Source organism: Kitasatospora sp. NPDC056446, assembly GCF_042796115.1.
In the GTDB taxonomy this organism is placed as follows: Bacteria; Actinomycetota; Actinomycetes; order Streptomycetales; family Streptomycetaceae; genus Kitasatospora.
In genome coordinates this window covers 18,815-38,270 of the sequence record NZ_JBHTRF010000083.1, presented here as the reverse complement: position 1 = coordinate 38,270, position 19,456 = coordinate 18,815, and the positions used below count along the sequence as shown (strand labels likewise).

Sequence of the window (19,456 nt, the reverse complement as noted above, 5' to 3'; positions counted from 1 at the left end):
GTGTGGGGGGGGGGGGGGGGGCGCGATGGGGGTGGCGGCGGGGGGGCCCCGCGGGCAACGTTGCGTTCGGCCGGGGCCCCGCCGTCGCCGCTCGGAACCGGATCAGAAGCCGAGCTTGCGCAGCTGCTTCGGGTCGCGCTGCCAGTCCTTGGCGACCTTGACGTGCAGGTCGAGGTAGACCGGCGTGCCGAGCAGCGCCTCGATGTGCTTGCGGGCGGTGGTGCCGACGTGCTTGAGCCGCGCGCCCTTGGCGCCGATCACGATCGCCTTCTGGCTCTGCCGCTCGATGTAGACGTTGGCGTGGATGTCCAGCAGCGGGCGGTCCGCCGGGCGGCCCTCGCGCGGGAGCATCTCCTCGACCACGACGGCCAGCGAGTGCGGGAGTTCGTCGCGCACGCCCTCCAGCGCGGCCTCGCGGATCAGCTCGGCGACCATGACCTGCTCGGGCTCGTCGGTGAGGTCGCCGTCCGGGTAGAGCTGGTCGCCCTCCGGCAGCAGCTTGGTGAGCAGGTCGGCGACCAGGTCCACCTGCTTGTCGCCGACCGCGGAGACCGGGATGATCTCGGCCCACTCGAAGCCCAGCTCGATGCCGAGCTGGTGGATGGCGATCAGCTGCTCGGCCAGGCGCTTGGAGTCGACCAGGTCGGTCTTGGTGACGATGGCGACCTTCGGGGTCTTCTTGATCCCGGCGATCTCCTTGGCGATGAACTTGTCGCCGGGGCCGAGCTTCTGGTCGGCGGGCAGGCAGAAACCGATCACGTCGACCTCGGCCCAGGTGCTGCGGACCAGGTCGTTGAGGCGCTCGCCGAGCAGCGTGCGCGGCTTGTGCAGGCCGGGGGTGTCGACCAGCACGAGCTGGGCGTCCGGGCGGTGCACGATCCCGCGCACGGTGTGCCGGGTGGTCTGCGGGCGGTCGGAGGTGATCGCGACCTTCGTCCCCACCAGGGCGTTGGTCAGGGTCGACTTGCCCGCGTTGGGCCGGCCGACGAAGCACGCGAACCCGGAGCGGTACGAGGAGGAAGGGGCATTCATGGGCTCCATTCTCCCTGATCACCGGAGCCCCGCTGTCCGGGGTCGCCCCGAGGGGTGCTCAGCCCTTCTTGCCGCCCTTGCCGCCGGTCGGGATCAGCGAGACCACCACCAGCACCAGCAGGAAGCCGAGCGAGCCGAACAGCCAGATCTGCGACCCGGTCTCCTGCCACTTCCCCAGCCCCATCACGAACAGCAGCAGCCCGGCGAAGAACGCCACCGCCCCCATGCCCCAGCCCCCTCAGCGAGTCCACTCCCCCGGTGAGATTATCGGCTGAGTCCTTGAAGGCAACCTTTCCGGGTCACCCCGTCGCGACGGCCCCCGCGCAAGCCCCCGGAAAGGCCCCCGGAAGGCCCTCCACGGCCCCTCAGCGCGCCTCGGCGGCCACCCGCAGCGTCCCGTCCGGGGCGGCCAGCAGCACCGGCGTCCCGGCCCCGCCCAGGTCCCGCACCGCCGCCAGGTCCGCCTCGGCCGGCTGCTCCGCCTCGCTCACCACGGCCGCCGCCTCCAGCGACCTGGCGCCGCTGGCCACCGCCATCGCGACCGCCGTCTGCAGCGCGCTCAGCCGCAGCGACTCCAGCGCGACCGTCCCGGCCACGTAGGTGCGACCGGTCTCGTCACGCACCGCGGCCCCCTCGGCGACGCCGTTGCGGGCGCGGGCCGAGCGGGCCAGGGTGATGATCTTCTTGTCCTCGGGGTCCAGCCCGGCGATGTCACTCATGCCGCCGAGCTTAAGGGCCCGTCGACTCGCCCCGAGCCGAAGGGGCGCGCCGGTGCCGAAAGGGAGAGCGCGAGGGAGCGACGAAGGAGCGAGGGAGCGCCGACCGTCGGCACCGGGCCGGAAGCGTCCCGGAGGCGAGCGGGCGAGCAGTAGGTCAGTGCCCGACCGGGTGGGTGCGGCCCGGGTTGGGGTTGAGGACCTTGACGAAGGTCTTCGGCCCGGACGGCAGCGGCTCCTCCCGCTCCGCGCGCTCGCGCCAGAACGGGTTGTCGTGCGGCAGGTGGCTGCTCACCCGGCCGTACATCCCGAACGTCGTCAGGACGATCCCGAAGACGAACGCGAACAGCACGTTCGACATCCGGAAGTTGAGGATGTTGGCGTCCGGCCGCCCCAGCACCGCCAGACCGTAGAAACCGGACAGGACGAACAGCACGCCCGCCGCCATGTTGAGGTTGGACGCGAAGTTCCCGCCGATGACCGCCCCGACCACCAGGAGCGCGCCCACCACGATGGACAGGATGCTCAGAGCGCCGTTGGTCGACAGCCCCGCGATCCGGTCACCGTGGGTGGCCAGGAATCCGGAGTGGTCGGCCAGCCCCAGGCACCCGAACACGATCAGGAAGATCCCCCCGAGCCCCGCCCCGACCCGCCACACCGTGGCGAGCCGGTTGTCGACGGGCAGTTCGTCTTGCAGCTTCATGGCGACCTCCAAGGCGACCACGGCCCAGGCCTAGGCCTAGCTGTACGGATGGCTCCCCTGCATGTGCGGCACCTCGTGCATGTAGAGCGAGCCGCACTGCTGGCAGCACCGCAACCCGGTGCCCCAGTCCTGCTCGGGCCGCGTCTCGGCGTCGTCGGTCATCGTGCGGCCGCAGAGCGCCGCCGACGGGTCCTCGTCCCGCACCACGTGCCAGGACTTGACTCCGCCGGCCGCCCCCTGCGGGCCGTACTCCGCGCGAAGTTTGTGCGTCATGCCCTCCATGGTCGCTCGGCGACCGCCCACCCGCTACTCGCCCGCCGGGTCCCCGCTCCCGTCGCCCCCGCGGACCGGGGAGGCCACCATCGAACCGATCCGGTTGCGGCGCCCGGCGGAGGACTCGGCGGTCAGCAGGATGCCGGTCAGGCCGCCCTCGACCGGCTCCGGCAGCGGGATCTCGCAGGCCGAGCCGGGGATCGGCACCCGGCCGAGGTGCTTGGCCAGCAGGCCGCCGACGGTCTCGACGTCCTCGTCCTCCAGCTCGATGCCGAACAGTTCGCCCAGGTCCTCCACCAGCAGCCGGGCGGTGATCCGGTACGAGCCGTCGCCGAGGTCCTCGACCGGCGCGATCTCCCGGTCGTACTCGTCGGTGATCTCGCCGACGATCTCCTCCAGGACGTCCTCGATGGTGACCAGTCCGGCCGTGCCGCCGTACTCGTCGATCACGATCGCCACGTGCGAACGGCGCTGCTGCATCTCGCGCAGCAGGTCGCCGGCCGGCTTGGAGTCCGGCACGAAGACGGCCGGGCGCATCACCGCGCCGACCTCCTCGGACTCCGCCTCCCGGTTGATGTGGGTGCGCCGCACCAGGTCCTTCAGGTAGACGATGCCGACCACGTCGTCCTCGCTGTCGCCGACCACCGGGATCCGCGAGAAGCCCGAACGCAGCGCCAGGGTCAGCGCCTGTCGGACCGTCTTGTGCCGCTCGATCATCACCAGGTCGGTGCGCGGCACCATCACCTCGCGCACGATGGTGTCGCCCAGTTCGAAGACCGAGTGCACCATCCGGCGCTCCTCGTCCTCGATCAGGTCGTCCTTCTCGGCGAGGTCCACCAGCGCCCGCAGCTCCGCCTCCGAGGCGAACGGCCCCTCCCGGTAGCCCTTGCCCGGGGTCAGCGCGTTGCCGAGCAGGATCAGCAGCCGCGGGATCGGGCCGAGCACCGCGGCCAGCGGCAGCAGCACGAAGGAGGCCGCGGTCGCCGTGGTGAGCGGGTGCTGGCGCCCGATCGTGCGCGGCGAGACCCCCACCGCGACGAAGGACACCAGCACCATCACGCCGAACGCCAGCAGGACGGCCTGCCAGGTCGGCGTCACGTTGCGCACGCACACCACGGTGACCAGGACGGCCGCCGCCATCTCGCTGGCCACCCTGATCAGGGTCGCCAGGTTGAGGTAGCGGATCGGGTCGGACGCGAGGGTCAGCAGCCGCGCCGAGCCCCGCCGGCCGCTGCGCACGGCCTCCTCCGCCCGGAACCGGGAGACCCGGGAGATGCCCGCCTCGGCGCACGCGGCCAGCCAGCCGAGTACGACGAGCAGCACGGCACCGAGGATGAAGCTCGTACTCTCACCACTCACAGGGGTTCGGGCTCCGCGCTCAGTGGGTGGTGGGGGCCGGGGAGATGCCGCCGAGGCCCCGGCCCGCCCGCCAGTCGTCCAGGATGCGCTTCTGGAGGGCGAACATCTCCTCCTCCTCGTCCGGCTCCTCGTGGTCGTAGCCGAGGACGTGCAGCACGCCGTGCACGGTGAGCAGTTGCAGCTCCTCGTCCATCGAGTGCTTCGAGGGGGCCGCCTTGCCCTGCTGCTCGGCGACCTCGGGGCAGAGCACGATGTCGCCGAGCAGGCCCTGCGGCAGCTCCTCGCCCTCCTTGCCGGGACGCAGCTCGTCCATGGGGAAGGACATCACGTCGGTGGGTCCGGGGAGGTCCATCCACTGGATGTGCAGCTCCTCCATCGCCGCTCCGTCCACCAGGATCACGGACAGTTCGGACTGCGGGTGGATCCGCATCTTGTCCAGGGCGAAGCGGGCGACGTCGAGGATGGCTTCCTCATCGGCGTCCCAACCGGACTCGTTGGCGATGTCGATCGACATGACGGGCTGTGTGCTCAGCTTTCGGTGCGATGGGACTGTCGGGGAGCGCGGGGCGCGGTCGTCTTGCCCGGGCGCCGCTGGGCGGGCTTGCGGGCGGCGGCCGGGGAGGACTCCTCGGCCTCCTGACGGGCGTCCCAGCGCTCGTAGGCGTCCACGATCCGGCCGACCAGCTTGTGGCGGACCACGTCGGTGCTGGTGAGGACGGAGAAGTGGATGTCGGGCACGTCGACCAGGATCTCCTGGACGACCTTGAGGCCGCTCCTGGTGCCGCCCGGGAGGTCGATCTGGCTGGTGTCGCCGGTGACGACCACCCGGGAGTTGAACCCGAGGCGGGTGAGGAACATCTTCATCTGCTCGGGCGAGGTGTTCTGGGCCTCGTCGAGGATGATGAAGGCGTCGTTGAGGGTCCGGCCGCGCATGTAGGCGAGCGGGGCGACCTCGATGGTGCCGGCCGCCATCAGGCGCGGGATGGAGTCCGGGTCCATCATGTCGTGCAGCGCGTCGTACAGCGGGCGCAGGTACGGGTCGATCTTCTCGTAGAGGGTGCCGGGCAGGAAGCCCAGCCGCTCCCCCGCCTCGACAGCCGGACGGGTCAGGATGATCCGGTTGACCTCCTTGGCCTGGAGGGCCTGGACGGCCTTGGCCATCGCCAGGTAGGTCTTGCCGGTACCGGCCGGGCCGAGGCCGAAGACGATCGTGTGCTTGTCGATCGCGTCGACGTAGCGCTGCTGGTTGAGGGTCTTCGGGCGGATCGTCCGGCCCCGGTTGGACAGGATGTTCGCGGTGAACACCTGGGACGGCGCCGGGCTGTCCGGGTCCTCCGCCTGGCTGCGGAGCATGGCGATCGAGCGCTCCACGGAGTCCTCCGTCAAGGGCTGGCCGGTGCGCAGCACCAGCATCATCTCGCTGAACAGCTTCTGCACGAGGGCGACCTCGGCACGGGTCCCGGTGGCGGTCACCTCGTTGCCGCGGACGTGGATGTCGGCGGCGGGGAAGCCCTGCTCGATCACGCGCAGCAGCGAGTCCGCCGTGCCGAGCAGGGTGACCATCGGGTGCTTCTCGGGGATGGCGATCCGGGCGCTGACGCGGCCGTCGTCGGCCGTCGGTTCGGGGCGCGACTGACCGTTGGTACGGGTCTGCGATGTGTCACTCATAGGTCGGCGCTGGGGCCTGCCTCATCCCATCCGTGGTCTCGGGTGCCGCTCGGTCTCTCCGGGGCACCAGGGTACGCCGCGCGCGTGATCGCTGCGGCGGGCGGCGGGGCCGCACCCGTCGATGCTGCGGCAGTTCGGGGGACGGCGCGAGCCCTTTTTCCGGCCGGGCCCCGACCTGCGCGCGGCCCGCGGCCGGCGAGCGGGCCCCCGACGGGCGGAGGGCTCACGACCAGCGGAGGGCTCACGGCCGGCGGAGGGCTCACGGCCGGTGGCGGGCGGGGACCGGCACCCGGGCGAAGTCGGCGGCCAGCACCAGTTCCCCGTCGAAGTGCTTCCGGGCGTCGGCCAGGTGCCGGCCCAGGTCCGGGTAGCGCTGGGAGAAGTGGGTCAGCACCAGGGTGCGCGCCCCCGCCTCGGCGGCGACCTTGGCCGCCTGCCCGGCGGTGAGGTGGCCGTGCTCCTCGGCGAGGCGGGCGTCGGCGTCGGTGAAGGTCGCCTCGACCACCAGCAGGTCGGTGCCCTCCGCGAGCTCGTACACGCCCTCGCACAGCCGGGTGTCCATCACGAAGGCGAACTTCTGGCCCGGCCGGGCCTCGCTGACCTCGTCCAGGGTGACCCGGCGCCCGGCCGCCTCGATCGCGCCCTCGTGCTGGAGCCGGCCCACCGCCGGGCCGGACAGGCCCAGCGCGGCGAGCCGCTCGGGCACCAGCCGGCGGCCGTCCGGCTCGGACAGCCGGTAGCCGAAGGACTCCACGGGGTGGTCGAGCCGCACCGCGTCCAGCGCGAAGCGGGCGCCCGGCGCGGGCAGCGGGCCGGGGTCGTCGATCGGCCGCGGCCGCAGCACGGCCGTCTCGTGGTAGGCGGTGGCGTACCGCAGCCGCTCGAAGTAGACCTCGCCGGAGGCCGGGAAGTAGACGTCCACCGGGTGCGGGACGCGGTCCAGGTTGATCCGCTGGATCACCCCGGCGAGGCCCAGGCAGTGGTCGCCGTGGAAGTGGGTGACCGCGATCCGGGTGATCTGGGTGGCGGTGACCCCGGCGTGCAGCATCTGGCGCTGGGTGCCCTCGCCGGGGTCGAACAGCAGTCCCTCGCCGTCCCAGCGCAGCAGGTAGCCGTTGTGGTTGCGGTGCCGGGTGGGCACCTGGCTGGCGGTGCCGAGGACGACGAGTTCGCGCTGGGACACCTGGGGTCAGACCATGCTCTCGGTCATGTGCGTACCGCCGAGCACGTGGACGTGCGCGTGGAAGACCGTCTGCCCGGCCCCCGCACCGGTGTTGAAGATCAGCCGGTAGTCCGCGATGCCCTCGTCCTCGGCCACCCGGCCCGCCTCGGCCAGCAGCTCGCCCGCGATCCCCGGCTCGGCGGCGGCCAGCGCGGCCGCGTTCGGGTAGTGGACGTGCGGGATGACCAGGACGTGCACGGGGGCCTTGGGGGCGATGTCGCGGAAGGCGAGGACCCGCTCGGTCTTGCGCACCACCGTCGCGGGGATCTCGCCCGCCACGATCTTGCAGAACAGGCAGTCGGACTGCGCCTCGCCGGCCATCGGCTTCTCCTCGGGAACGGTGCGTCGGGTGCTGGAGCCGTACGGGCGCAGCCTAGCCGAGCCCGGCCACGGCCTGCCGATACTCCCTCAGATGCTTCCAGCGCACCGCGCGCATGCCGACGATGTCGCCGTCGTCCAGGTCGAAGTCGTCGGAGAGGAACGCCACCGCGAGGAAGACGAAGCCCAGCAGCCAGCGCCTGGTGAGCCGCCAGGTGTTGGGGCGCATCACCCGCTTGGTGCGCACCAGCCGCATCGCCAGGACGGCCTTGCCGACGCTGAAACCGGTCAGCCGGGCGAGCACCACCTGGTTGAGGAAGGACGCGAGCAGGCCGACGCCGACCAGCGCCAGGACGTACGGCAGCAGCGGACCGCCGCTCTGGACGGCGTGGCCGGCCACCTGCCGGACCTTCGGGCGGCTCGCGGCGTCGGCGGCGGCGAAGCCGAGGCCGACCGCGAGGCCGAAGTCGAGCACGATCGCCAGGAAGCGCCGGCCGCCGCCCGCCTCCCTGGGGCACGGCGGCAGCGCCGCGGCCTGCTGCTGCGGGTGGGGCTGCGGCTGCTGCGGATAGGGCTGCGCCTGTGCGTACGCCTGCTGGGGGTACGGCTGCTGCGGGTACGGCTCCGGCTGCGGGTACGGCTGCGGCGGGTAGCCCTGGGGCTGCTGGTAGCCCTGCGGCGGGTACGGCTGCGGCGGCTGCGCGTACCCCTGCGGCGGGTAGCCCTGTGGCTGCTGCGGCGGATAGGGCTGCGGCTGCGGCTGCGGCTGTGCGTAAGGATTCCGGTCGTACTGCGGCGGCGGGTAGCCCTGCGCCATGGTGGTTCCCCCGTGAACTGTGGATCAAGAAACAGCCCCGCATCCTACCCACGCCCGGGAACGGGAGGTCGGCCCGTCCGACCTCCCGCTCCCGCCTCCCGCCTCCCGGCCGGGGCCTCCCGGCTACCGGCCGGGCAGCGGCGGCGCCGTGCGGGCCGGGGTCTCGGCCAGCGCGGCCAGCGCGATCCGGACGCCCTCGGCCAGCTGCGGGTCCTCGCCGGCCGCCCAGTGGTGCGGGGCGATCGGCACCTCGACGTCCGGGTCGACGCCGTGGTTCTCCAGGCCCCAGCCGTAGTTCTCCAGCCAGAACGCGTACTTGGGCTGGGTGACCAGGGTGCCGTCGACCAGCCGGTACTGGCTGTCGATGCCGATCACCCCGCCCCAGGTGCGGGTGCCGACCACCGGGCCGATCCCGAGCGCCTGGATGGCGGCGTTGACGATGTCGCCGTCCGAGCCGGAGTCCTGGTCGGCGAGCGCGACGACCGGCCCGCGCGGGGCGTCGCCGGGGTACGGCACCGGGCTGTCGGTGTCCCGGCTGAGGTTCCAGCCGATGATCCGGCGGGCGAGCTTCTCGATCACCAGCTGCGAGGTGTGGCCGCCCCGGTTCTCCCGGATGTCGACGACCACGCCCTCCTTGGCCATCTCCGAGCGCAGGTCGCGGTGGATCTGCGCCCAGCCGGTGGTCTGCATGTCGGGCACGTGCAGGTAGCCGAGCCGCCCGCCGGACAGTTCGCGCACCGCGGCCCGCCGCCCGGCCACCCAGTCGTGGTAGCGCAGCGCCTCCTCGTCGGCCAGCGGGACGACGACCGGGTGGCGCCGGTCGGTGCCGTCCTTGCCGGCCACGGTCAGCTCGACCGGCTGCCCGGCGGTGCCGGCCAGCAGCGGGGCCGGGCCGGTGACCGGGTCCACCGGGCGGCCGTTGACCGCCAGGACCGCGTCGCCCGGACGGATCGCGGCCCCGGGGGCGGCCAGCGGCGAGCGGGCCCTCGGGTCGGAGGACTCGCCGGGCAGGATCCGCGCGATCAGCCACTGCCCGTCCTCCTTCACCAGGTCGGCGCCGAGCAGGCCCTGGCGCCGGGCGGGCTCGGTGTGCGGGCCGTACGGGAGGACGTAGGCGTGCGAGGTGCCGAGTTCGCCGTGCACCTCCCAGAGCAGGTCGACCAGGTCGTCGTGCGAGCCGACCCGCTCCACCAGCGGCCGGTAGCGCTCCAGGACCCCGGCCCAGTCGACGCCGGACAGGTCGGGGCGCCAGAAGTTGTCCCGCATCAGCCGGCCGTTCTCGGCGTACATCTGGCGCCACTCGGCGGCCGGGTCGACGGTGACCCGCAACCGGGCGAGGTCCACCGCGGTCTCGTCGTCCTCGCCGCCCGCCTTGTGGTCGGCCGGGACGATCCGCAGCTCGCCCTCGTCCAGCACGGCGACCCGGCCGCCGTCCCCGCTGACCGCGAAGCCGTCGACGCCGTGCACCAGTTGCTCGACCCGGCGCTTCTTCAGGTCGAAGCGCTCCAGCACCGGCCGGGGCCGGTCGTCCTCCAACGAGGCCGCCTCGTCGCCGAGTTCGCCGAGCAGCGGGACCCTGGTCCACAGCACGCCGTCCTTGGCCGCCCGCAGGGTGCCGAACAGCCCGCCCTCGACCGGGAAGGGGACGATCCGGTCGGCGATGCCGTCCAGGTCCACCCTGGTCACCGGCGCGGCCTCGGCGCCGGCCTCCTCACCGTCGGCCTTCCTGGCCCGCGGCTCGTCCTCCTCCCCGCCCAGCGGGCGCCCGGCCCGCTGCGGTCCGAACGGCGACGGCGTGTCGGCGGCCAGCGTGATCAGGTACGGGCGGCAGCCGTTGGGGAACGACAGGTCGAAGACGTGCGAGTCGTAGACCGGGTCGAAGTTGCGCACCGACAGGAAGGCCAGGTAGCGGCCGTCCGCGGTGAAGGCCGGCGAGGTGTCGATGAAGCGCTGCTGGGTGGCCTCGCCGACGGTCCGGGTGGCCAGGTTGGCCAGCACGATCTGGCGCAGCGAGTACGGGCCCATCCCCGGCACCGGCCGCGACCAGGCCAGCCAGGCCGAGTCCGGGCTGAAGACCAGCCCGCCGACCTCGCCGTCGGTGCTGCGCGCCAGCTCGTGCACGGTGCCGTCGGCGAGCGCCACCAGCAGCACCCGGCCGTCGTGCACGCCGAGCGCGGCCTGCTTGCCGTCCGGGGAGACGGTCAGCGAGTTGACCCGGCCGAGCTGCCCGGCGGCCAGCCGGCGGCGTTCGGCGCCGTGCACGGCCGGGGCGAACTCCAGGGCGTCCTCGCCCTCGGCGTCGGACACCCAGAGCACTCCCTGGGCGCCGTCCTCGCCCGGCACCACCCGGGCCAGCCGTCCGCGCACGCCCGGCGTCTCGTCCAGCGCCCGGGCCGGGCCCTCGCGGTGGGTCAGCCAGTGCACGCCGCCGCGCACCACGACGGCGCTGGCCCGGCCGGTGCGGTCGGGGGCGACCGTGTCCAGGTAGTGCGCGGCGGCCACCGGGCGGGGGCGGCGGCCGCTGCGCGGGCCGGCCAGCCGGATGTCCAGGCGGCGCGGCTCGGCGCCGGCCAGGTCGTCCAGCAGCCAGACGTCCCCGGCCCGGTGGAACACCACCCGGGTGCCGTCGGTGGTGGCGTTGCGGGCGTAGAAGCCGTCCGCGCCGGTGGTGTGGCGGCGCAGGTCGGACCCGTCCGGGAGGCTGGACCACAGCTCGCCGACGCCCTCGTGGTCGGACAGGAAGGCGATCCGGCCGCCGGGCCCGCCCTCGGGGCCGGCCACCCACATCGGCGAGTACAGCTGCCCGTCCAGCTCCTGGTGGACGCGGGCGAACTCGTCCCGGCCGAGCCACAGCTTGCCCGCCCGGCCGCCCCGGTAGCGCTTCCACCAGGCCGGTTCGCGGATCGCCGCACTGGCCAGCAGCACCCTGCCCCCGCCGTCGGCCGGGAGGGCCCCCGGGCCGCCCGGCTCGAAGGCGATCCCGCCGACCGGCCCGTACGGCAGCCGCTCCGGCTCGCCGCCGTCCGGCGGCACGGCGTGCGCCCAGCTGCGCCGCGGGGTGGCCTGGCCGGCGGTGGTGGTGGCGATCGGGCGGCCGTCGGCCGTCCAGCCGAGCACCCGGGTCTGGGCGCTGCCCCAGTGGGTGAGCCGGCGGGACGGCCCGCCGTCCACCGGCACCACGTGCACCTCCGGCGCGCCGTCCCGGGTGGAGGTGAAGGCGATCTGCCGCCCGTCCGGGGAGAACCGGGCGTCCTGGACCGGCAGGTGGTCGGCCGTCAGCCGCCAGGCCCGGCCGCCCTCCAGCGGGGCGAGCCAGAGGTCGTTCTCGGCGACGAGGGCGACCAGGTCGCCGTGCAGGTGGGGGTGGCGCAGGTAGGCGCCCGAGGAGGTGCTCAGGGAGTCCGTCACGCGGCCAGGGTAGGCACGGACGCGGACGGGCCGCCGGGCTTTTCGGCAGAGTCGCGCCCCTCGGGCGAACCGGCTGGACCGGCCGGGCGGGCCGTAGTACGGGCCGTCGGCGCGGCCCTCGCCGGAACGCTCCGGCGAGGGCCGGCCAGGGCCGTCGCGGGCCGCCGCGGCCTCAGGACCAGCGGCCGGTGCGCCCCAGCAGCAGCGCGCCGGCGGCAACCCCGGCGGTGGAGGTGCGCAGCACCGAGGGGCCCAGCCGGTACGGTCCGGCCCCCGCCTCGGCGAAGGCGGCCAGCTCCTCCGGGGAGACCCCGCCCTCCGGGCCGACCACCAGCACGAGGTCCCCGGCCGTCGGCAGCGCGGCGTGCGCCAGCGGCTCGGCGCCCTCCTCGTGCAGCACGGCGGCGAACCCGGCCCCGGCCAGGACCGGCGCCAGCTGCCGGGTGGTCATCAGGTCGCGCACTTCGGGGAAGCGCAGCCGGCGCGACTGCTTGCCCGCCTCCCGGGCGGTGGCCCGCCACTTGGCGAGCGCCTTGGCGCCGCGCTCGCCCTTCCACTGGGTGATGCAGCGCGAGGCCGCCCACGGGATCACCACGTCGACGCCGACCTCGGTCATGGTCTCCACGGCCAGCTCGCCGCGGTCGCCCTTGGGCAGCGCCTGGACGACGACGATCCGCGGCGCGGGCTCCGGCTCCCGGCGCACGGCGGTGACCGCCACGTCCACCGCGTCCTTGCCGAGGACGGCGGCGACCGTCCCGTCGACGCCGAGGCCCAGGCCGTCGGCGAGGGTCACCGCCTCGCCGGCCTCCAGCCGCTTGACCGCGGCCGCGTGCCGACCCTCCGGGCCGTCCAGGCGCACCACGGTGCCGGGCACGGCGGCGGCGATCCGCTCGGTCTCGACGACGAAGACGGGCGCGGTCATGGGGTGGTCCTCCGGAGGGGGTCAGGCGGGAACGGGAACGCGAAGGGGGTGCCGGGCGGGATCCCCGGCACCCCCTCCCGGACGGCTACCGGCCGTTGAAGGCGTCCTTCAGGCGGGAGAAGAGCCCCTGCTGGCCCGGCGCGAACTGGCCGGACGGCCGCTCCTCGCCGCGCAGCACCGCGAGACGGCGCAGCAGGTCCTCCTGCTCGGGGTCGAGCTTGGTCGGCGTCTTCACCTCGACGTGCACTATCAGGTCGCCCCGGCCGCCGCCGCGCAGGTGGGTGATGCCCCGGCCGTGCAGCGGGATCGACTGGCCGGACTGGGTGCCGGGCCGGATGTCGATCTCCTCCATGCCGTCCAGGGTCTGCAGCGGCACCTGGGTGCCGAGCGAGGCCGCCGTCATCGGGATGGTGACGGTGCAGTGCAGGTCGTCCCCGCGCCGCTGGAAGATGGTGTGGCTGGTCTCGGCGATCTCGACGTACAGGTCGCCGGGCGGGCCGCCGCCGGGGCCGACCTCGCCCTCGCCGGCCAGCTGGATCCGGGTGCCGTTGTCGACACCGGCCGGGATCTTGACGGTCAGCGTGCGGCGGGCGCGGACCCGGCCGTCGCCGGCGCACTCCGGGCACGGGGTCGGCACGACGGTGCCGAAGCCCTGGCACTGCGGGCAGGGCCGGGAGGTCATGACCTGGCCCAGGAAGGACCGGGTGACCTGGGAGACCTCGCCCTTGCCGCGGCACATGTCGCAGGTCTGCGCGGAGGTGCCGGGGGCCGCGCCCTCGCCGCTGCACGTGGTGCAGGTGACGGCCGTGTCGACCTGGAGCTCCTTGGTGGTGCCGAAGGCGGCCTCCTCCAGGGTGATCTCCAGCCGGATCATGGCGTCCTGGCCCCGGCGGGTGCGCGAGCGCGGTCCGCGCTGGCCGGCCGCGGCGCCGAAGAAGGCGTCCATGATGTCGGAGAAGCCGAAGCCCGCCGCGCCCGCGCCGAAGCCGCCCGCTCCGCCGCCGCCCGGGGACAGCGGGTCGCCGCCGAGGTCGTAGACCTGGCGCTTCTGCGGATCGGAGAGCACCTCGTAGGCGGCGTTGATCTCCTTGAACCGCTCCTGCGTCTTCGGGTCCGGGTTGACGTCCGGGTGCAGTTCGCGTGCCAGGCGCCGGAACGCCTTCTTGATCTCGTCCTGCCCCGCATCCCGTCGGACGCCGAGTACCGCGTAGTAGTCCGTGGCCACCAAATGCTCCGCTTGTTCCGCCTGTAGTAGTGCTGCGACTGGTCACCGCCGTTGCCCGTGCAACAGCGGCGTTTGCTACGACTCGGCCAGGATCTGGCCCACGTACCGCGCCACCGCCCGCACCGCCCCCATTGTGCCCGGGTAGTCCATCCGGGTCGGACCGATCACGCCCAGTTTGGCCACGCTCTCGTCGCCCGAACCGTAACCGACGGACACGACCGAGGTGGAATTCAGCCCCTCGTAGGCGATCTCCCGCCCGATCCGGACCGTCATCGCGGCGTCCGTGGTCTCACCCAGGAGGCGGAGCAGGATGACCTGCTCCTCCAGGGCTTCGAGCACCGGCTGGATGGTGAGCGGGAAGTCGTGCCCGAAGCGGGTCAGGTTGGCCGTGCCGGCCAGCATGATCCGTTCCTCGTTCTGTTCCGCGAGCGTCTCGAACAGGGTCGCGAGGACCGTGGTCACGGTCGGCCGGTCGGCCTGCTCGAACGCCGCCGGGAGCTCTTCCAGCAGCCCGGGGACCTCGGGGAGGCGCCGGCCGGCCGCTCTCGCGTTGATCGCGGCCCGCAGGTCCGCCAGGACCGTCTCGCCGACCGGGCCCGGGCAGTCGACCATCCGCTGCTCGACCCGGCCGGTGTTGGTGATCAGGACCAGCATCACCTTGGCCGGGGCCAGCGCCACCAGCTCGATGTGCCGGACGGTGGAGCGCGTCAGCGAGGGGTACTGCACCACCGCGACCTGCCGGGTCAGCTGGGCGAGCAGCCGCACGGTGCGTGCCACCACGTCGTCCAGGTCGACCGCGCCGTCCAGGAAGTGCCGGATGGCCCGGCGCTCGGGCGCGGTCATCGGCTTGATCTCGGCGAGCTTGTCGACGAAGAGGCGGTACCCCTTGTCGGTGGGGATCCGGCCGGCACTGGTGTGCGGCTGGTGGATGTAGCCCTCCTCCTCCAGCGCCGCCATGTCGTTGCGGACGGTCGCCGGCGAGACCCCGAGGTTGTGCCGTTCCACCAGGGCCTTGGAGCCGACCGGCTCCTCGGTGCCCACGTAGTCCTGCACGATCGCGCGGAGCACGGCGAGCTTGCGTTCGTCCAGCTGGCGGACCTCTCCGGCCATGGGGCACGCACCTCCGTCTTCGCACGTTGTCCGTCTGTGTCCCTGTGTGCTGCTGCGGGCGCTCCGGGAGGCCCCGGCTTGGCACTCTGAACCTACGAGTGCCAGAACCGTACCTGCCAGTGTACGGCCCGGGTCCTACCGCAGGAACGGCCCGACCGGGGTGATCCTGCCCGCAGTTCCGGGTACGGCCCGCGAGGCGCCGGCCGTTCACCGGTTCCCGGCGCGCGGGTGGTGCCCCGGGGCCGTCCGGGTGGCAGCATCGGAAGCGACGGCGAATGGAGGAGCAAGCGATGTCGAGCTCGGGCCAGCACACCCGTTTCGCACCCGACCGCGGCCTGACCGGCCGCATGGTCGTGACGATGTTCGTGATCGGGCTGCTGTACGTCGGTTTCACCGGCCTGCTGATCGCGCTGCTGCGCGGCGCCTGGCCGCTGATCGTCCTGATCTCCGGCGGGCTGTTCGTGGCCCAGTTCTGGTTCAGCGACAAGATCACCGAGCGGGCGATGGGCGCCCGCACGGTGTCCCCGGAGGAGTACCCCCAACTGCACGGCACGATCGACCGGCTCTGCGCGCTGGCCGACATGCCCAAGCCCCGCGTGGCGGTCGCCGACAACGACATGCCGAACGCCTTCGCCACCGGCCGCAACCCGCAGAACGCGGTGGTCTGCGTGACCACCGGCCTGCTGCGCCGCCTGGAACCCGAGGAACTGGAGGGCGTCCTCGCCCACGAGCTGTCCCACGTCGCCCACCGGGACGTCGCGGTGATGACGATCGCCGGCTTCCTCGGCGTGCTCGCCGGGGCGATGACCCGGATCGCCATGTACGGCGGGTTCATGGGCGGCAACCGCAACAGCAACGACCAGAACGCGGCCATCGCGGCCCTGGTCATCCCGCTGGTCTCGATGGTCGTCTACGCGATCAGCTTCCTGCTCACCCGGCTGCTCTCCCGCTACCGCGAGCTGGCCGCCGACCGCGCCGCCGCCCAGCTCACCGGCCGGCCCAGCGCGCTCGCCTCGGCCCTCACCAAGGTGACCGGGCAGATCGCGGCCATCCCCAGCAAGGACCTGCGCCAGGCGCAGCCGTACAACGCCTTCTACTTCGCCCCCGCGCTCAGCGCCAAGGAGACCGCCTCCCAGCTGCTCTCCACCCACCCGTCGCTGGAGAAGCGGCTGGAGCAGCTGGCGAAGATCTCCGAGCAGCTCGGCCGCTGACCCCCGACCCGGAAGGACCGCCGTGGGAATCCTGGACACCCTGTTCGGCCGCACCAAGCCCGTCAAACCCGACCTCGACCAGCTGTTCGGCGTGCCGTCCGCCGCGCTCACCCTGGAGGCCGGGGCCGGCTTCACGCCGACCGGGCTCGGCTCGGTCTGCTTCGCGGCCGTCGAGGGCGCGGCCTTCGGCCAGGTCGAGGAGCAGGTCCGGGCCCTGCTGGACGCCGACACCGGGCGCGGCGGCGTCCCGGTGGAGGCCTCCAAGGACGGCTACGGCTACTCCTGGCTGCTCGCCCGGCACTCCCCCGGGGAGCTGCCGGAGCTGGTGAACGACCTGCACGCCGTCAACAGCGAGCTGGAGGCGAACGGCTTCGGCCCGCAGCTGCTCTGCTCGCTGGTGGGCTTCCGTCGAAACGACGCGGGCGGCGACGCCCAGGAGCAGTCGCTGGCCCTGGTGTACCTCTACAAGCGAGGTACCTTCTACCCCTTCGCACCGATGCCCGGCGGCGGGGAGCGGCGCAACAGCCCGCTGGAACTCCAGGTCAACGCGATGCTGGGGAACGACCTGCGGCTGGAGAAGGACCTGTCCCGCTGGTTCCCGGTCTGGGGCGCGCCGGGCCTCTGACGGCCCGTCCGCCGTCCCTATGATCACCCGTATGCGCAGCCGCCAGTACGGACCCGACCTGACCCCGCCGTGGAAGAAACAGGCCCCCGCCCCGGAGGTGCCCGCCGAGCGGGACCTGGTGGTCGAGGAGGCGGCCGGCGGCTTCTGCGGGGCCGTGGTGCGCTGCGAGAAGACCGCCGAGGGGTTCACCGTCACCCTGGAGGACCGCTTCGGCAAGCACCGGGTGTTCCCGCTGGTCCCGCGCGGCTTCCTGCTGGAGGGCCGGGTCGTCACCCTGGTCCGCCCGGCCGGTCCGGCCCCCGCCGGGCGCGACGTCGGGGCCGGGGCCGGGCGCACCGCCTCCGGCTCGGTCGCCGTCCGGGGCGCCCGCGCCCGGGTCGCCCGCGAGTCCCGGATCTACGTCGAGGGCCGCCACGACGCCGAGCTGGTCGAGCGGGTCTGGGGCGACGACCTGCGCGTCGAGGGCGTCGTCGTGGAGTACCTGCGGGGCATCGACGACCTGCCCGCGATCGTCGCCGGCTTCGCCCCCGGCCCGGGCCGCCGCCTCGGCGTCCTGGTCGACCACCTGCTCCCCGGCACCAAGGAGCACCGGATCGCCGGGCAGGTCACCGGCGAGTCCGTGCTGGTCGTCGGCCACCCCTACATCGACATCTGGCAGGCCGTGAAGCCGTCGAGCGTCGGCATCCCCGGCTGGCCCGCCGTCCCCCGCGGCGAGGACTGGAAGGAGGGCACCTGCCGCCGCCTCGGCTGGCCGGCGGACACCCCGGCGGCCTGGAAGCACATCCTGTCGAAGGTCGACACCTACAAGGACCTGGAACCCGAACTGCTCGGCCGGGTCGAGGAACTGATCGACTTCGTGACGCTTCCGGAGTGACCCCGCGAACGGGACACTCTCCCGGTTCGACCCCGTCTCCGGAGGTCGCCGTGTCCCGAACCGCGGACGAGCGCGGCGGCACGGCGACGCGGGACCGCCGCGTCGCGGCTCCGGAGGGGCGGGCCGCCCGTCACGCGTAGGTCTGGAACTCCGAGGTGTCGAGCGTGACGCCCAGCAGGTCCACCGGAATCGGCTCGCCGAACTTGGTGGTCCGCTCGGACACGTAGTCCGGCATCCCCGAGGCGCTCGCCCGGGTCGGCTCGGTGAGGAGCACGCAGACGGCCTTGATCGGGTCGACGACCAGGTACACGGGAATCCCGCCCTCGGCGTACAACTCCCGCTTGGTCCGGTAGTCGCGGAGAACACTGGTCCTGGAGACGACCTCGACCACCAGGGCCAGAACGGGCGCGGGAACCAGTCGACCGGGGCCTTCGAACGCCTCCCGTTCGAACACGACCAGGTCCGGCTGAGGCTCACTCGTCAGGCCCGGGAGATCGATGTCCTGGGTGGTCAAGCGGTGCCACCGCGTCCGGGGGAGTTGGTCCCGAATGGCTTCGACAATGATGTTGTGGACCAGGTCCGGCCCGGCCATCATCACGATTTCCCCCCTGATGAGCTCGGCCTTGAAGCCTTCGGGGACCTCCAGGTTCTCGAAGATCCCCGTCACCCGGTCATCGATGGCGGTCATTGCGCGCTCCCTCCGACGGCTGACACCACGTTAACGACACTCAGTCCACCAGGTCACGTACCACCGCGTCCGCCAGCAGCCGCCCCTGGAGGGTGAGCGCGGCGCGACCCCGCTCGTACGGGCCCGGGTCCAGGAGGCCGTCGGCGAGGGCCTTGGCGGCGGCCTCGCGGCCGGTGCCGGTGAGGAGGTCCAGCGCGACGCCCTCGACCAGGCGCAGTTCGAGCAGGATGCGCTCGACCCGGCGGTCCTCGTCGCCCAGGACCTCGCGGCCCAGCCCCGGGGTGCGGCCCTCGGCGAGGGCCTGGGCGTACGCGGCGGGGTGCTTGGCGTTCCACCAGCGGACGCCGCCGACGTGGCTGTGGGCGCCCGGGCCCGCGCCCCACCAGTCGGCGCCGGTCCAGTAGAGCTCGTTGTGCCGGCAGCGGCCCTCGGGCGTGGCGGCCCAGTTGGAGACCTCGTACCAGTGGTACCCGGCGGCGGCGAGTGCCTGCTCGGCGATGAGGTAGCGGTCGGCGTGCACGTCGTCGTCGATCATCGGCAGCTCGCCGCGCTTGACCCGGGCGGCCAGCTTGGTGCCGTCCTCGACGATCAGGGAGTACGCGGAGACGTGGTCGGGCCCGGCGCCGATCGCGGCGTCCAGGGAGGCCCGCCAGTCGTCGTCGGACTCGCCGGGGGTGCCGTAGATCAGGTCCAGGTTGACGTGGTCGAAGCCGGCCGCGCGGGCCTCGGCGACACAGGCCTCCGGGCGCCCCGGGGTGTGGTGGCGGTCGAGCAGCCGCAGCACGTGGGGGCGGGCGCTCTGCATGCCGAAGGAGATCCGGTTGTAGCCGCCCTCGCGCAGCTCGGCCAGGTACGCCGGGTCGACGGACTCCGGGTTGGCCTCGGTGGTGACCTCGGCGCCGTCGGCGAGCCCGAACTCCTCGCGGATCGCGGCGAGCATCTTCACCAGGTCGCGGGCGGGCAGCAGGGTGGGCGTGCCGCCGCCGAGGAAGACCGTCCGCACCGGCAGGTCCGTCTCCCCCAGCACCCGCCGGGCCAGCCGGATCTCGGCGACCACGTTGTCCGCGTACGTCTCCTGGGAGGCGACGGCCCCGGAGGAGCGCAGCTCGGTGGCCGTGTAGGTGTTGAAGTCGCAGTAGCCGCAGCGGCTGGCGCAGTACGGCACGTGCAGGTAGAAGCCGAAGGGACGCCTGCCGAGCCCGGTGAGGGCGTGCGCGGGCAGGGAACCGTCGGACGGCACGGGTTCGCCGTCGGGGAGTGCGGAGGGCATGCCCCCATTGTCCCG

General features: G+C 73.4%; 20 protein-coding genes. 3 read left to right on the top strand and 17 right to left on the bottom strand.

The window, feature by feature from the left end; translation table 11 throughout:
* Positions 1 to 102 precede the first annotated feature (102 nt).
* The 15 genes from era to hrcA form a co-directional block, all read right to left on the bottom strand.
* Positions 103 to 1,032: a GTPase Era gene (gene era, locus ACFQ6N_RS33995; RefSeq protein ID WP_380657556.1), complete on the bottom strand. Its 930-nt coding sequence runs from the start codon at positions 1,030 to 1,032 to the stop codon at positions 103 to 105.
* A 58-nt stretch (positions 1,033 to 1,090) separates the two neighbouring features.
* Positions 1,091 to 1,258 carry a hypothetical protein gene (locus tag ACFQ6N_RS33990; RefSeq protein WP_380657554.1) on the bottom strand — a complete coding sequence of 56 codons (168 nt, stop codon included), beginning with the start codon at positions 1,256 to 1,258 and terminating at the stop codon, positions 1,091 to 1,093.
* 139 nt (positions 1,259 to 1,397) lie between these two features.
* Positions 1,398 to 1,751 (bottom strand): cytidine deaminase, encoded by a 354-nt coding sequence (locus ACFQ6N_RS33985; RefSeq protein WP_380657552.1) that lies wholly within the window; start codon positions 1,749 to 1,751, stop codon positions 1,398 to 1,400.
* 154 nt (positions 1,752 to 1,905) lie between these two features.
* Complete coding sequence (locus ACFQ6N_RS33980) at positions 1,906 to 2,451, bottom strand: DUF4383 domain-containing protein (protein ID WP_380657550.1); 546 nt, start codon at positions 2,449 to 2,451, stop codon at positions 1,906 to 1,908.
* 36 nt (positions 2,452 to 2,487) lie between these two features.
* Positions 2,488 to 2,724: a hypothetical protein gene (locus ACFQ6N_RS33975; protein WP_380657548.1), complete on the bottom strand. Its 237-nt coding sequence runs from the start codon at positions 2,722 to 2,724 to the stop codon at positions 2,488 to 2,490.
* A 33-nt stretch (positions 2,725 to 2,757) separates the two neighbouring features.
* Complete coding sequence (locus ACFQ6N_RS33970) at positions 2,758 to 4,083, bottom strand: hemolysin family protein (RefSeq protein WP_380657546.1); 1,326 nt, start codon at positions 4,081 to 4,083, stop codon at positions 2,758 to 2,760.
* Positions 4,084 to 4,102: 19 nt separating this feature from the next.
* Positions 4,103 to 4,597 (bottom strand): rRNA maturation RNase YbeY, encoded by a 495-nt coding sequence (gene ybeY, locus ACFQ6N_RS33965; RefSeq protein WP_189917985.1) that lies wholly within the window; start codon positions 4,595 to 4,597, stop codon positions 4,103 to 4,105.
* A 14-nt stretch (positions 4,598 to 4,611) separates the two neighbouring features.
* Positions 4,612 to 5,646 (bottom strand): PhoH family protein, encoded by a 1,035-nt coding sequence (locus ACFQ6N_RS33960; RefSeq protein WP_380657559.1) that lies wholly within the window; start codon positions 5,644 to 5,646, stop codon positions 4,612 to 4,614.
* Positions 5,647 to 6,010: 364 nt separating this feature from the next.
* Positions 6,011 to 6,934, bottom strand: a complete 924-nt coding sequence (locus tag ACFQ6N_RS33955; protein ID WP_380657544.1) for a ribonuclease Z — start codon at positions 6,932 to 6,934, stop codon at positions 6,011 to 6,013.
* A 6-nt stretch (positions 6,935 to 6,940) separates the two neighbouring features.
* Positions 6,941 to 7,294 (bottom strand): histidine triad nucleotide-binding protein, encoded by a 354-nt coding sequence (locus tag ACFQ6N_RS33950; RefSeq protein WP_380657542.1) that lies wholly within the window; start codon positions 7,292 to 7,294, stop codon positions 6,941 to 6,943.
* Between the two features lie 52 nt (positions 7,295 to 7,346).
* Entirely contained in the window at positions 7,347 to 8,108 is a 762-nt protein-coding gene (locus ACFQ6N_RS33945; RefSeq protein WP_380657540.1) for an RDD family protein, read from the bottom strand.
* Between the two features lie 123 nt (positions 8,109 to 8,231).
* A complete protein-coding gene (locus tag ACFQ6N_RS33940) occupies positions 8,232 to 11,516 on the bottom strand; it encodes a S41 family peptidase (RefSeq protein ID WP_380657538.1) in 3,285 nt (1,094 codons plus the stop codon).
* Between the two features lie 172 nt (positions 11,517 to 11,688).
* Complete coding sequence (locus tag ACFQ6N_RS33935; protein ID WP_380657537.1) at positions 11,689 to 12,438, bottom strand: 16S rRNA (uracil(1498)-N(3))-methyltransferase; 750 nt, start codon at positions 12,436 to 12,438, stop codon at positions 11,689 to 11,691.
* Between the two features lie 85 nt (positions 12,439 to 12,523).
* Positions 12,524 to 13,663: a molecular chaperone DnaJ gene (dnaJ, locus tag ACFQ6N_RS33930; protein ID WP_380657535.1), complete on the bottom strand. Its 1,140-nt coding sequence runs from the start codon at positions 13,661 to 13,663 to the stop codon at positions 12,524 to 12,526.
* A gap of 75 nt (positions 13,664 to 13,738) precedes the next feature.
* Positions 13,739 to 14,773, bottom strand: coding sequence for a heat-inducible transcriptional repressor HrcA (gene hrcA / locus ACFQ6N_RS33925; RefSeq protein ID WP_380657533.1), 1,035 nt, complete (start codon positions 14,771 to 14,773; stop codon positions 13,739 to 13,741).
* 290 nt (positions 14,774 to 15,063) lie between these two features.
* Between hrcA and htpX the strand changes: the two genes are divergently transcribed.
* The 3 genes from htpX to ACFQ6N_RS33910 are packed head-to-tail and all read left to right on the top strand — an operon-like array spanning position 15,064 to position 17,483.
* Complete coding sequence (htpX, locus tag ACFQ6N_RS33920; protein WP_380657531.1) at positions 15,064 to 15,984, top strand: zinc metalloprotease HtpX; 921 nt, start codon at positions 15,064 to 15,066, stop codon at positions 15,982 to 15,984.
* Between the two features lie 22 nt (positions 15,985 to 16,006).
* Positions 16,007 to 16,609: a hypothetical protein gene (locus tag ACFQ6N_RS33915; RefSeq protein ID WP_380657529.1), complete on the top strand. Its 603-nt coding sequence runs from the start codon at positions 16,007 to 16,009 to the stop codon at positions 16,607 to 16,609.
* Between the two features lie 31 nt (positions 16,610 to 16,640).
* Complete coding sequence (locus ACFQ6N_RS33910) at positions 16,641 to 17,483, top strand: DUF3097 domain-containing protein (RefSeq protein ID WP_380657527.1); 843 nt, start codon at positions 16,641 to 16,643, stop codon at positions 17,481 to 17,483.
* A gap of 130 nt (positions 17,484 to 17,613) precedes the next feature.
* Here the strand turns inward: ACFQ6N_RS33910 and ACFQ6N_RS33905 are convergent, their stop codons facing one another.
* On the bottom strand, positions 17,614 to 18,171 hold the full coding sequence (locus ACFQ6N_RS33905; protein WP_380657525.1) for a Uma2 family endonuclease: 558 nt from the start codon (positions 18,169 to 18,171) through the stop codon (positions 17,614 to 17,616).
* 40 nt (positions 18,172 to 18,211) lie between these two features.
* A complete protein-coding gene (gene hemW, locus ACFQ6N_RS33900) occupies positions 18,212 to 19,441 on the bottom strand; it encodes a radical SAM family heme chaperone HemW (protein ID WP_380657524.1) in 1,230 nt (409 codons plus the stop codon).
* Positions 19,442 to 19,456: the final 15 nt, after the last annotated feature.